General features: G+C 72.1%; 11 protein-coding genes. 8 read left to right on the top strand and 3 right to left on the bottom strand.

Annotated elements, in window-relative coordinates; genetic code table 11:
• The first annotated feature begins 40 nt into the window (after positions 1-40).
• Positions 41-445: a VOC family protein gene (locus tag BJ986_RS12820; protein ID WP_179422328.1), complete on the top strand. Its 405-nt coding sequence runs from the start codon at positions 41-43 to the stop codon at positions 443-445.
• A gap of 43 nt (positions 446-488) precedes the next feature.
• Positions 489-1,151, top strand: a complete 663-nt coding sequence (locus BJ986_RS12825; RefSeq protein ID WP_179422329.1) for an ion channel — start codon at positions 489-491, stop codon at positions 1,149-1,151.
• Here BJ986_RS12825 and BJ986_RS12830 read toward each other — a convergent pair.
• Entirely contained in the window at positions 1,148-2,359 is a 1,212-nt protein-coding gene (locus tag BJ986_RS12830; protein WP_179422330.1) for a dipeptidase, read from the bottom strand. The genes BJ986_RS12825 and BJ986_RS12830 overlap by 4 nt on opposite strands.
• A gap of 32 nt (positions 2,360-2,391) precedes the next feature.
• On the opposite strand from BJ986_RS12830, the gene rimO reads away from it, so the two are divergent.
• The 4 genes from rimO to BJ986_RS12850 all read left to right on the top strand — a co-directional run bounded on the left by rimO (position 2,392) and on the right by BJ986_RS12850 (position 5,419).
• On the top strand, positions 2,392-3,867 hold the full coding sequence (rimO, locus tag BJ986_RS12835; protein ID WP_179422331.1) for a 30S ribosomal protein S12 methylthiotransferase RimO: 1,476 nt from the start codon (positions 2,392-2,394) through the stop codon (positions 3,865-3,867).
• Positions 3,861-4,526, top strand: coding sequence for a CDP-alcohol phosphatidyltransferase family protein (locus tag BJ986_RS12840; protein WP_179422332.1), 666 nt, complete (start codon positions 3,861-3,863; stop codon positions 4,524-4,526). The genes rimO and BJ986_RS12840 overlap by 7 nt, the downstream gene beginning before the upstream one ends.
• Positions 4,523-5,017 carry a CinA family protein gene (locus BJ986_RS12845; RefSeq protein WP_179422333.1) on the top strand — a complete coding sequence of 165 codons (495 nt, stop codon included), beginning with the start codon at positions 4,523-4,525 and terminating at the stop codon, positions 5,015-5,017. The genes BJ986_RS12840 and BJ986_RS12845 overlap by 4 nt, the downstream gene beginning before the upstream one ends.
• A gap of 102 nt (positions 5,018-5,119) precedes the next feature.
• Positions 5,120-5,419, top strand: coding sequence for a helix-turn-helix domain-containing protein (locus BJ986_RS12850; RefSeq protein ID WP_179422334.1), 300 nt, complete (start codon positions 5,120-5,122; stop codon positions 5,417-5,419).
• 42 nt (positions 5,420-5,461) lie between these two features.
• Here the strand turns inward: BJ986_RS12850 and BJ986_RS12855 are convergent, their stop codons facing one another.
• Together BJ986_RS12855 and BJ986_RS12860 are read right to left on the bottom strand one after the other, a co-directional pair.
• Positions 5,462-6,349, bottom strand: coding sequence for a DNA-formamidopyrimidine glycosylase family protein (locus BJ986_RS12855; RefSeq protein WP_179422335.1), 888 nt, complete (start codon positions 6,347-6,349; stop codon positions 5,462-5,464).
• 30 nt (positions 6,350-6,379) lie between these two features.
• On the bottom strand, positions 6,380-11,128 hold the full coding sequence (locus BJ986_RS12860) for an ATP-dependent helicase (protein ID WP_179422336.1): 4,749 nt from the start codon (positions 11,126-11,128) through the stop codon (positions 6,380-6,382).
• Between the two features lie 54 nt (positions 11,129-11,182).
• On the opposite strand from BJ986_RS12860, the gene BJ986_RS16455 reads away from it, so the two are divergent.
• Positions 11,183-11,404, top strand: coding sequence for a DUF3046 domain-containing protein (locus BJ986_RS16455; protein WP_179422337.1), 222 nt, complete (start codon positions 11,183-11,185; stop codon positions 11,402-11,404).
• Positions 11,401-12,426: a nitronate monooxygenase gene (locus tag BJ986_RS12870; RefSeq protein ID WP_179422338.1), complete on the top strand. Its 1,026-nt coding sequence runs from the start codon at positions 11,401-11,403 to the stop codon at positions 12,424-12,426. Before BJ986_RS16455 ends, BJ986_RS12870 begins: the two co-directional genes overlap by 4 nt.
• The last annotated feature ends 36 nt before the right edge of the window (positions 12,427-12,462 follow it).

The raw sequence follows: 12,462 nt of genomic DNA on the forward strand, positions 1-12,462 counted from the left end.
ACGGCTACTGTGGTCACTTCGACTCGGAGGGAGCATCCGCATGACCGCCACCCCAACCGTCCAGCACATCCCCGGCGTGGGCACCGTGTACCTCCCGGTGAGCGACCAGGACCGTTCGCTCGCGTTCTACCGCGACCTGCTCGGCTTCGAGGTCCGCACTGACACCGAGTTCGGCGAGGGATTCCGCTGGGTCGAGGTGGCTCCAGCCGGTGCGTACACCGTGATCGCCCTCGTGCCGCCGATGGGCGAGGAGGCCCCACAGCCTGGTGGCAATGCGCCGTTCGGCTTCGACACGCCCAACCTCGAGGAGGCGATGGCCGAGTTCAGCTCGCGCGGCATCAAGTTCGAGGACCTGATGGGCGGCGAGGGTCCCGTGCCGGCGATGGCGTACTTCCGCGACCCCGACGGCAACCGCATCCTGCTGGTCGAGGAGACCACGCGCTGACAGCCGCCAGCACAGAGGTGACACGCCCACCTAGGGTGTCGCCATGCGTGATTGGCTCGCAGCCGTCAAGGGACATCCGAGTGGGGTGCTCCTCGCGGCCCAGCTGCTGGAGGTGCTGGCGTACCCCTTCGCCGGGGACACCCCGATCGGGCGGACCGTCATCGGGGTGTTCGGCGTGCTGGTGCTGTCGATCGCGGTGTATGCCGTGCGCGCCACCCCGGCCCTGACCTGGGTCGCGGTGGTGATCGGCGTCCCGGTCGTGGCGCTGACCGTCGCGGAGGGCCTGGCCCCGACGAACCAGGCGGTGGTGTTCTGGTCGGGGATCCTGCACGCAGTGTTCTACGGCTACACCGGGTACGGCCTGATCCGTTACCTCTTCGACGACTCCTGGGTGACCCGCGACGAGATCTTCGCCGTGGGCGCGAACTTCACGGTCGTCTCGTGGATGTTCGCCCATCTGTTCAGTGCCGTCCAGGTAGTTGAGCCCGGTTCGTTCACGGCGTTCCAGGGGGAGGGCCACCGCACCTTCCTCGAGTTGCTCTACCTGTCCTTCGCCAACCTGACCAGCGTCGGGCTGTCCGATGTGACCGCGGTCCTGCCGCTCGCGCGCTCGGTCGTGATCATCGAGCAGGTCGCCGGCGTGATGTACGTGGCGCTGATCATCGCCCGCGTCGTGGGCCTGACCATCACGCGCTGGCGCACCTAGCCAGGAGCCGGCGGCTCTGCGTCGAGGTCGCGGATGGTGGCCAGGCTCGGACCGCGCTGCTCCTGCAGCGCCCTCGCCGCCGCCTCGGCCTCCCGCATCACCCGAAGGATGTTGCCACTGGTGAGCTTGCCGAGGTCGTCGTCGGACCAGCCACGGTCGGCCAGGGCGCCGAGCAGCCGGGGGTACCCGGTGACGTCTTCGAGCCCTGCGGGGAGGGCCGCCACACCGTCGTAGTCGCCGCCCAGTCCGACGTGGTCGACCCCCGCCACGTCGCGCACGTGCTCGACGTGGCGGACGACGTCGTCCAGCGTCGCCTTGGGGGTGGGTCGGGTGAGGCAGTACTCGTCGTAGAACGCCGTGTATGCGTCCGCGTCGGTCGGCGTGATTCCCTGTTCTGCCGCAACGGCATTCAGCTCCAGGCGCCAGGCCGCCGCCTCGGCGTTCACGAACGTCGGCACGAACGTCACCATGCAGACACCGTTGTTGTCGCGCAGCGACTCCAGGACGTCGTCCGGGACGTTGCGGGGACTGTCGCAGACCGCCTGCGCCGAGCTGTGGCTGAAGATGGCCGGCGCCTGCGCCACACGCAGGGCGTCGCGCATCGTGTCGGCCGAGACGTGGCTGAGGTCGACGAGCATGCCGATCCGGTTCATCTCCCGCACGACCTCGACGCCGAACGCAGACAGCCCCTGGTGGACGGGCACGTCGGTGGCCGAGTCCGCCCAGTCCACGTTGCTGTTGTGCGTCAGGGTCAGGTAGCGCACCCCGAGGACGTGCAGCATCCGCAGGGTCGCCAGCGAGTTGTTGATCGAGTGACCGCCCTCGGCGCCCAGCAGGGACGCGATCCGTCCCGACTCCCATGCACGGGCCACCTCGTCCGAGGTGCGCGCGAAAGCCAGCCGGTCGGCATACCTGGCCACCATCTGGTGACCCGCGTCGATCTGCTCCAGCGTCGCGCTCACGGCGTCGTCCCCGCTCATCGATGCGGGCACGAAGACGGACCAGAACTGACCGCCGACGCCGCCCTGCGCGAGGCGCGGCAGGTCGGTGTGGGTCGGGGTGCCACCCGCCTCGAGGTCGAGCCGGGCGAAGTCGTAGCCCACCCGAGCGCGCGCCTCCCACAGGAGGTCGTTGTGCCCGTCGACGACGGGGTGGCGCTGGAGCAGCGCGCTGATCCGGGCGGGGGTCGCATCGACTGTCGCGGTCATGGCGCCACGCTACCCACCTCTAGAGTGGGGGCATGGTTTCGACGGCACAGGGCGCTCCGACGGCTCAGCGCAGCGTCGCCCTGGTCACCCTGGGCTGCACCCGCAACGAAGTCGACTCCGAGGAGCTGGCGGGGCGGCTGGCCGCTGAGGGCTGGTTGCTCGTCGACGACGCCGACGACGCCGATGTGGCGGTGGTCAATACCTGCGGGTTCGTCGAGCAGGCCAAGAAGGACTCGATCGACGTGCTGCTCGAGGCCTCGGCCCGCAAGGGGCAGTCGAAGACCCAGAAGGTCGTGGCGGTGGGCTGCCTCGCCGAGCGGTACGGCCAGCAGCTGGCCGACGAGCTGCCCGAGGCCGACGCGGTCCTGGGTTTCGACTCCTACGTCGACATGTCGGCCCACCTGCGCGCCATCCTCGACGGGCACGCTCCCGCCTCGCACACTCCCTCCGACCGGCGCCGGCTGCTGCCGTTGTCACCGGTCCAGCGGCAGGAAGGCTCGGCGGGCGTCGCGCTGCCGGGCCATGGCGAAGCCCCGGATGGTCCCTTCCCGGCATCCGGGCCGCGGGTCATCCGGGCCCGCCTCGACGGTCGCCCCTGGGCCCCCCTGAAGATCGCCAGCGGCTGCGACCGACGGTGTGCCTTCTGCGCCATCCCGATGTTCCGAGGGGCCTTCGTGTCGCGGCGTCCGCACGACATCGTGGCGGAGGCGCGGTGGCTGGGGGAGCGCGGCGTCAAGGAGCTGTTCCTGGTCAGCGAGAACTCGACGTCCTACGGCAAGGACCTCGGGGACATCGGCCTGCTCGAGAAGCTCTTGCCCGACCTTGCGGCGGTCCCAGGGATCGAACGGGTGCGGGTGAGCTACCTTCAGCCCGCCGAGATCCGCCCCGCTCTCCTCGACGCGATGGCCACCGTGCCCGGCGTCGTGCCCTACTTCGACATCTCGTTCCAGCACGCGTCGGCCCCCCTGCTGCGCTCGATGCGGCGGTTCGGTGGTCGCGAGGCGTTCCTCGGGCTCCTGGACGAGGTGCGTGCCCGGGTGCCGCAGGCCGGCATCCGCAGCAACGTCATCGTGGGGTTCCCCGGTGAGACCGAGGACGACCTCCTCGAGCTCGAGGCGTTCCTCGTGGCCGCCAGGCTCGACGTCGTCGGCGTGTTCGGCTACTCGGACGAGGACGGCACCGAGGCCGAGACCTACGGCGACAAGCTCTCGGACGACGTCGTGGCGCAGCGGGTCTCGCGCTTCTCCGCCCTCATCGAGGAGCTGAACCTCCAGCGTGCCGAGGAGCGCATCGGTGAGGTCGTCGACGTGCTCGTCGAGTCCGTCCCCGCGGGGGACGACGAGGACGAGGAGACCTCGGTCGTGGGCCGCGCGGCCCACCAGGGGCCGGACGTCGATGGCGTGACCATGCTCGACCCCGGCGAGTTCCCCGACGTCGCGGTCGGCGACATCGTGCGGGCCGTCGTGACTGGGACCGAGGGGATCGACCTGCTGGCCGCGCGATGCTGAGCGAGTCCGCTCCGGCGCCCGACCCGGCCGCGACACCGGTGGCCGTCCCGCCGCCGAGCTCGTGGAACATCGCGAACGCCCTCACGGTCACCCGGATCCTGCTCGTGCCGGTCTACGGCTGGCTGCTGCTGTTCGACGGCGGGGAACGATCCGCAATGCGGTGGACGGCTGCCGCTGTCTTCGTCTTCGCGACGCTCACCGACCGCGTGGATGGCGACCTCGCCCGGAAGCGTGGCCTGGTCACCAACTTCGGCAAGATCGCCGACCCGATCGCGGACAAGACCCTGATGGGCATGGCGTTCGTGGGGTTGTCGGTCCTCGGCGAGCTGCCCTGGTGGGTCACCGTCGTCGTGCTCGTGCGCGAGTGGGGGGTGACGGTGCTGCGGTTCTTCGTCATCCGCCACGGGGTCATGCCCGCCGGTCGTGGCGGCAAGGTCAAGACGGCGCTGCAGTTCTTCGGCCTGCTGATGTTCACGCTGCCGTTGGGCTCCTTCGCTGGAGCGGGAGCCTGGACCCGGGTCGCCGATGGCGTCCTCGGGCTCGCGGTCGTCGTCACCGTCGTGACCGGCCTCGACATCGTGATCAAGGCGTTGCGCATGCGGCAGACCAGCGAGCGATCCGCGATGAAGCGCGCCCGCCGGGCCGCCCGCCAAGGATGAGCACGGCAGGCGAGGTGGTCGCTGCCCTGGTCTCGGGGGGGCACAGCATCGCCACGGCCGAGTCCCTCACCGGCGGCCTGGTCTGCGCCGAGCTGACCGCGGTGCCGGGCGCGTCCGCCGTGGTGCGGGGTGCCGTGGTGGCCTACGCGACGGAGCTCAAGGCGCGCGTGCTCGACGTCGACGCCGACCTGCTCGCAGCCGGGGGCGCGGTCCAGGCCGAGGTGGCACGACAGATGGCGACCGGGGTATGCCGGGTGGTGGGGTCCGACCTCGGCGTCGCCACCACCGGGGTGGCCGGCCCGGATCCGCAGGATGGCCACCCAGTCGGGACGGTGTTCGTGGCGGCGGCGTTCGACGGACAGGTGGCCGTGCGCGAGCTGGCGCTGTCCGGGGACCGCGCGTCGATCCGATGTCAGACCGTGGAGCACGCGCTGGCCCTGGTGCTCGAGCTGCTGAGGGGTGCGGAAGATTCTCACGCTGTGAACCGTTGACCACGTCGTACCGCGTGTTCTGCGCTCCTGCGCGCGCGGCGTCAGGCGCGCGGGGTACCGTGGGTGCTTCGGCTACCGGCTATCGAGCAGTGAGGAGGCGTCATGATTCTGCTTCGTCGTGAACTTGGTGACGTGCTCCGTGAGCAGCGCCAGTCGCAAGGACGCACCCTGCGCGAGGTTTCGGCCGCCGCCTCGGTGTCGCTCGGCTACCTCAGTGAGGTGGAGCGCGGTGAGAAGGAGGCCTCCTCCGAACTGCTCGCATCGATCTGTGGGGCTCTGCGGCTGCCACTGTCGCAGGTGCTCGGGCAGGTGTCCGAGCGTGTCGCCGAGACCGAGGCGCTCACGGTGCCGGTGTCGCTGCCGCTTCCGGCGACTGGCCTGGTCTCCGCCTCCGCGGCCTGACCTCCTGAAGGCCTTTAGCGCCTCCGCCTGACGCGCGTCAGCTCAGCCTCGACGCTGGCCCGTGCTTCGCGCCGTCCCCTTGCTCCCGCGCCCCGCGCTGGCGCCGAGCGGACGTTGCGGGCGACCGTCGTCGCTCGGTCCCAGGCCGCCCTGGCAGCCCGGGCAGTAGAACATCGTGCGCTCGCGCATAGCGGGGCCGATCATCGCCACGCGGACAGTGGTTCCGCAGCGACGGCAGGGCCGACCCGAGCGTCCGTGGACGTACGACTCCTCGCCGTGGCGACGGGTACCCGTGCTGGCCTGGATGGCATGGTGTCGGGCCTGGTCGAGCAGCTGCTGCGCCCGGGTCACGAGACCCTCGAGCGCCGGGTCCGCGAGCTCGGTGACGTGGGTCCAGGGTCCGAGCCGGGAGAGGAACAGCGCCTCACTGGCCCACAGGGTCCCGAGCCCCGCGAGGTTGCGCTGGTCGAGCAACGCGGCCCCGATCGTGGTGTCCGAGCTGCGCAGGTTGGCCAGCGCTGTGGTGCGATCCCAGTCCCTCCCGAGCAGGTCCGGTCCGAGGTGGCCCACCACGGAAGCCTCCTCGGCAGTGGGGACGAGGTCGAGCATCCCGAGGCGCAGCCCCAGTGCCGTCCAGGAGTCCGTCCCCACCGCGGCGCGCAGGTCGTCGCGGCGCAGCCAGCCCGCCGTGTCACCTGGTGCCGCGACCCGCCACTGACCCTCCATGCGCAGGTGCGAGTGCAGGGTCAGGCCGTTGTCGAAGCGATGGAGCAGGTGCTTGCCGCGGCTCACGACCTCGACCGTGGTCGACCCCCGCAGGTCCGTGGTGGCCACCGAGGGGAAGCGGAGGTCGCTCAGGACGACCACGGCGCCTGCGAGGGCCTGGTCGAGTCGTCGGGCGGTGCGCCAGACGGTGTCGCCCTCAGGCACGGCGGATCCGGTCGGGCGCCGTCGACGCGCTCATCGTCGCAGCCGCAGTCCGCGCGGGGTGGCGTGGAAGCCCGCCTTGGCCAACGCCGAGGCGAGCGGGTGGGCTGACCCCAGCACGGCTCCGCCGTCAGCCTTCTCGACGGTGAGCCGGCCGAGCGCACCTTCGCGGACGGCCAGGGCGAGGGCATCGGCAGCGCCTTGCAGCGCCTGCTCGTCGTCGGTCCAGGACAACAGCGTCTTGCCACCGCGCTCGACGTAGAGGACGAGCTCACCGTCGACCAGGACCACCAGGGCGCCTGCCTTGCGGGCCGGCTGGTGGCCACGCTTGCCGCCCGCGGACTTCGCCCCGGGCGAGCTTCCATCGGCCCCGTCATCCGGCTCGGTGGCCCGGTCCGGCCAGGGCAGGGCCGCCCCATAGGCGTTGGCCGGGTCGGTGGCTGCCAGCACCATGGCGGGAACGGCTCGGTCGGCCTCGTCGCCCACCGCCCGGGCGCCCGCGCGGAGCCGGTCGACCGAGCCCGTCGTGGAGAACTGCGAGGCGCCCAGCGACTCGACGAAGTAGCCGCGGCGGACCCGGCCCGACTCCTCGGCAGCGGCCAACACCCGGTAGACGCCGGCGAACCCGCCCGGGACGTCCTCGGCGACCACCGAGCCACGCGTGACAACGCCGTAGCGGTCGAGGAGCACCTCGGCGGTCGCGTAGGCGCGCACGGTCGCGTCCAGCTCGACCTCGGGCAGCAGCGACCACCGTCCGGCTCCCGAGGGCGGACCACTGCGGGTCGGCACGGTCGGCCGACCCAACCCCCGCTGGCCCGAGAGGGTGCCCAGCGAGCCGCGCCGACCGGCATACCTGGTGGTGCGGGGACCGGAACGGCCGCGTTTGTGGCTGGTGCGGCCGCCGGCGAGAAGGGCCCGCAGGGGGGTGAGCGTGTCGTTGGTGACCCTGCCGTCCCAGGCGAGCGCCCACAGGTCGGCCAGGAGGGACTCGTCGTCGGTGCTGCCCAGGGCATCGGCGAGGGTGCGGAAGAAGTAGGCGCCGCCCCCCGCCAGGGCGTCGACGATCGCCTGCTCACCCTCGCTCAGCCCCCGATCAGCGGGGAGAGCCAGGGTGAGGTGGGCCGTGTCCGCCAGGTGCAGCGACACCCAGCCATCGTCGCCGGGCAGGGATCCGTGGCCGCGCCACAGGACCTCGCCGCTGCTGGTCAGGTCGTCGAGCAGCGCGGGCGAGTAGTCGACGATGCGGCTCGGCAGCACGAGGCTCTCGACGGCACTCGCAGGCAGGACCGCCCCCGCCAGCTGCTCGACGGCGCGGACGAGTCCCTCGCGTCCGCGCAGGCCCCCACCCACCGACTGCCACTGCGGGAGGAACCTGGCCAGCTCGACGGCCGGGACGGGCTCGACCTCGGCGCGCAGGGCGGCCAGGGAGCGACGTCGCAGCAGGCGCAGCACCTCGGCGTCGCAGTAGTCGAGGCCGTGCAGCCCCCCGCCGTTCTCGGTGGGGAGCAGCTCACCCTCCACGACCCGACCGGAGGAGACCAGCCGTCGCAGGGCGTCCAGGGCGATGGCGGGACCGACGCCCCACCAGGCGGCCACGGCCGCGGCGGGGAAGGGGCCGTGGGTGCGGGCGTAGCGGCGCACCAGGTCACCGAGCGGATCCGGGACCGACTCGAGGAACGTCTGCGGAATGCCGACCGGCAACGAGCTGCCCAAGGCGTCACGAAGGCGACCCGCGTCCTCGATGGCGGCCCAGCGCTCCTGGCCGGCGATGCGCACGCGGATCAGCCTGCGCGCCCCCTCGAGGTCGACGAGCCAGGCGCCGATCTCGTTGCGCGCCAACGAGTCCTGTGACCTGCGGACGATCTCGTCGAGGGGCAGCGGTCCCAGCACGCGGAGCAGGTCTGCCACGTCCTCGGCGTCGCGGCAGGCGCGTTCGGGGACCAGGCGCTGCAGCTCGGACTCGGTGCGGGTGACCTGGGCCGGGTCGAGCAGGTCACGCAGCGACAGCCCCTCGCCCCGGCCCAGCAGCTCGGCCAGCAACGTGGGGTCGAGCGCGAGGGCGGCGGCACGCTTCTCGGCCAGCGGCGAGTCGCCCTCGTAGAGGAACTGGGCGACGTAGCCGAACATCAGTGACCGCGCGAAGGGCGACGGCTGAGCCGACTCGACGTCGACGAGCGTGACCTCACGAGCCTCGATCGAGCGCATCAGGGAAGTGAGGCCGGGCACGTCGAACACGTCCTGCACGCACTCGCGGACCGTCTCCAGGACGATCGGGAACGACGCGTACTGGCTGGCGACCTCGAGCAGCTGCGCGGCGCGCTGCCGTTGCTGCCACAGGGGTTGGCGACGGTCGGGGCGCCGACGGGGCAAGAGCAGCGCACGTGACGCGCACTCCCGGAACCGGGCGGCGAACAGCGCCGACCCGCCGATCTCGGAGGTGACGAGGTCGTGCACGTCGTCGGCCTCGAGGCGCACCAGCTCGAGCAACTCGGCCCCCACCCCTCGGGTCCCGGCGCCCTCGTCCTCGAACTCGAGGTCGGGCAGCCGGAACACGATCCCGTCGTCGCCGTGCATCGCCTGGACGTCGACGCCGTAGCGCTCGCGCATCCGGGCCGACACGCACAGGGCCCAGGGCGCGTGCACCTGGCCTCCGAACGGTGAGTGGACCGCCACGCGCCAGTCGCCGATCTCGTCCCGGAACCGCTCGACCACGATCGTCCGGTCGTCAGGGACGTGGCGGGTGGCTTCCTGCTGCTCGGCGAGGTAGCCGAGCAGGTTGTCCGCCGCCCACTCGTCGAGACCGGCGGCCGTCACCCGGTCGCGTGCCCGGGCGGGGGAGAGCCCGACCACCTCGCGGACGAAGGCGCCGACCGCTCGACCCAGCTCGGCGGGCCGGCCCTGCTGGTCGCCCTTCCAGAACGGCAGTCGCCCGGGAAGACCCGGTGCCGGAGTGACGAGGACCTGGTCGTGGGTGATGTCCTCGATCCGCCACGTGGAGGTGCCCAGGGTGAACACGTCGCCGACCCGGGACTCGTAGACCATCTCCTCGTCCAGCTCGCCGACCCGCCGTCCGGCGCCCTCGCTGGAGGCGAGGAACACGGCATACAGCCCACGGTCGGGGATGGTGCCGCCGGAGGTGACGGCAAGGCGCTGGGCCCCCGGTCGCCCGGTCAGCACCCCGGTGACGCGGTCCCACACGATGCGGGGCCGGAGCTCGGCGAACTCGTCACTCGGGTACCGCCCCGACAGCATGTCGAGCACCGACTCGAGGATCGACCGCGGCAGCGAGGCGAAGGGAGTGGCCTTGCGGACCACGGACTCGAGGTCGTCGACCGTCCACTCGTCGAGGGCGCACATGGCGACGATCTGCTGGGCGAGCACGTCGACCGGGTTGGCCGGGACGCGCAACGACTCGATCGCGCCCGCCCGCATGCGCTCGACGACCACCGCGGTCTGCACCAGGTCGCCGCGGAACTTGGGGAACAACACGCCCCGTGACACCGCCCCGACCTGGTGCCCGGCGCGGCCGACCCGCTGGAGCCCCGACGCCACCGAGGGCGGTGACTCGACCTGGATGACGAGGTCGACGGCCCCCATGTCGATGCCGAGCTCGAGGGAGCTGGTGGCGACCACGGCCGGCAGCCGGCCCGCCTTGAGGTCCTCCTCGATGAGCTGGCGGTGCTCCTTGCTCACCGAGCCGTGGTGGGCGCGAGCCAGCACCGGAGGAGCGCCGGACGAGGCCCCCGACTGGGCCATCAGCTGCGCGGGCGTGCGGCTGGCGGGATGCCGTGGAGCGGGCTCGGGCGGCTCGGGCGGGCCGTCGCCGCGGACCTCGCGCATGGTCTCGAGGCGCTCGTCCCAGATCTCGTTGAGCCGTGCCGTGAGTCGCTCGGCAAGGCGTCGGGAGTTGGCGAAGACCAGGGTCGACCGGTGCGAGGCGACGAGGTCGACGATGCGCTCCTCGACGTGGGGCCAGATCGAGGCGCGGCGCTCCGCTCCCGACGCCGGGCCGGAGAGGTCCTCCTCGATGACCTCTCCGAGGGCCGACATGTCCGGGATCGGCACGACGACCTCGAGATCCCACTCCTTGGTCGACGGCGGTCGGACGATCTCCACCGGCCGGCCGCCCGCGAGGTACCGGGCCACCTCGGCGACGGGCTCCACGGTCGCCGAGAGTCCGATGCGCTGCGCCGGCGCGTCGAGCAGGGCGTCGAGGCGTTCCAGGGACAGCGCGAGGTGGGCGCCGCGCTTGGTGCCGGCCACGGCGTGGACCTCGTCGAGGATGACCGTCTCGACACCGGCCAGCGCCTCTCGAGCCTGCGACGTGAGGATGAGGAAGAGCGACTCGGGGGTCGTGATGAGGACGTCGGTGGGCGTGCGGGCGAAGGCGCGTCGCTCGGCGGCCGGGGTGTCGCCCGAGCGCACCGACACGGTGACGTCCGGGGGTGTCAGCCCGAGCCGGGTGGCCGCGTGGCCGATACCGACCAGCGGCGAGCGCAGGTTCCGCTCGACGTCGACGGCCAGGGCTTTCATCGGGGAGACGTAGAGCACCCGGCAGCGCTTGATCTTGTCGGCGGGAGGCGGGGAGGCCGCGAGCCGGTCGAGCGCCCACAGGAACGCCGACAGGGTCTTGCCCGATCCGGTCGGTGCGACGACGAGGGCATGGTGGCCCGAGCTGATGGCCTCCCACGCGCCCGCCTGCGCCGCGGTGGGCGCGCTGAACGAGCCCCTGAACCACTCGGCGGTGGCGGGGGAGAACCGGTCGAGGACGTCCGCTGCCATGAGAGTGACAGCCTCTCACCTCACACCGACAGCTGTGCCGCCTACACTCACTGCGTGCGGCTGAGCCATTTCTGGGTGTTGATGAACGACGAGTTCGGGGAGGGCTACGCCACCTCGCTCGCTCAGCACCTGGTCCTGGGGGTCCTCGGTGAGCGCACCGTGGTCCAGGCGCTCGAGGCGGGGGAGAGCCCCCGACGGGTCTGGCTGGCCCTCTGTGACGCCATGGACGTGCCGGAGTCCCGTCGCCTTGGCATCGACCGGAAACCAGCGAGATGACCTCCGTCGACTGGTCCTCCAGCCCATTGGTCCTGGCACCGATGGCCGGTGGCCCGTCGACCGTCGCCCTCGCCGCAGCAGCTGCCGACGGCGGAGTCTTCCCCTTCCTCGGCGGCGCCTACCTCACCCCGGAGCGCCTGCGCGACGACATCGGCGCGCTGCGAGAAGCCACGCGGAGGCCCTTCGGCGTCAACATCTTCGCGCCGTCGCCGGACAGCCCGTCCATGCAGCAGGAGAGCCTCGCGTATGCCGAGCTGCTGGCACCGTGGGCAGCGGCGGCGGGCATCGAGCTGGGTCATCCGCACTATGACGACGACGCCTTCGACGCGAAGGTGGACCTGCTCGTGGACTCGGCTCCGGCCGTGGTGAGCTTCGCCTTCGGGTGGCCGCCGGCCGAGGTGGTCGCGCGACTGCAGTCGGCCGGAGTCGCGGTGTGGGTCACGGTCAACGAAGCCACCGAGGTCGAGTGGGCGCAGCAGCTGGGGGTGGACGGGCTCGTCGTCCAGGGCTGGGAGGCGGGAGGTCACCGTGGCGGCCCCGTCGACACCGGCACCACCCAGTCCGCCCTGCAGCCGCTGGTCGCCGAGGTGGCTGGGCGCACCTCGCTGCCGGTGATGGCCGCCGGTGGGGTCATGACGGGATCGGACGCCGCTGCCGTGCTGCGCGCGGGAGCGAGCGCCGTCGCCCTCGGCACCGCGTTCCTCGACTGCCCCGAGGCAGGGACGGCGCCGGTGCACCGGCACGCCCTGACCCACCGGACGGGCACCACCGTGACCCGCGCGTTCACCGGGCGCAGCGCCCGTGCCCTGACCACCACCTGGACCGAGCTGTTCACCGAGGCTGCCCCCGCGGCATACCCGCACGTGCACCACCTCACGGCTCCCCTGCGGGCCTACGGAAGGGACACCGGGGAGGCCGAGCTCGTCAACCTGTGGGCCGGTACCGGCCACGAACGGTTGCGGCAGCTGCCGGCCGCCGAGCTGGCCCGCACCCTGGTGGCCGAGCTCCGCGCCGCTCTCTGACCGGGTCGTCCGAATTCCCGGTCCCTCGAAAAATGG

The sequence above is a fragment of the Pedococcus badiiscoriae genome (assembly GCF_013408925.1).
Taxonomy (GTDB): domain Bacteria; phylum Actinomycetota; class Actinomycetes; order Actinomycetales; family Dermatophilaceae; genus Pedococcus; species Pedococcus badiiscoriae.

Coding starts and splice junctions, on each gene's coding strand:
- BJ986_RS12860 (WP_179422336.1), bottom strand. CDS start 11,128: ATGGCAGCGGACGTCCTCGACCGGTTCTCCCCCGCCACCGCCGAGTGG.
- BJ986_RS12870 (WP_179422338.1), top strand. CDS start 11,401: ATGACCTCCGTCGACTGGTCCTCCAGCCCATTGGTCCTGGCACCGATG.
- BJ986_RS12850 (WP_179422334.1), top strand. CDS start 5,120: ATGATTCTGCTTCGTCGTGAACTTGGTGACGTGCTCCGTGAGCAGCGC.
- BJ986_RS12830 (WP_179422330.1), bottom strand. CDS start 2,359: ATGACCGCGACAGTCGATGCGACCCCCGCCCGGATCAGCGCGCTGCTC.
- BJ986_RS12845 (WP_179422333.1), top strand. CDS start 4,523: ATGAGCACGGCAGGCGAGGTGGTCGCTGCCCTGGTCTCGGGGGGGCAC.
- rimO (WP_179422331.1), top strand. CDS start 2,392: ATGGTTTCGACGGCACAGGGCGCTCCGACGGCTCAGCGCAGCGTCGCC.
- BJ986_RS12820 (WP_179422328.1), top strand. CDS start 41: ATGACCGCCACCCCAACCGTCCAGCACATCCCCGGCGTGGGCACCGTG.
- BJ986_RS12840 (WP_179422332.1), top strand. CDS start 3,861: ATGCTGAGCGAGTCCGCTCCGGCGCCCGACCCGGCCGCGACACCGGTG.
- BJ986_RS12825 (WP_179422329.1), top strand. CDS start 489: ATGCGTGATTGGCTCGCAGCCGTCAAGGGACATCCGAGTGGGGTGCTC.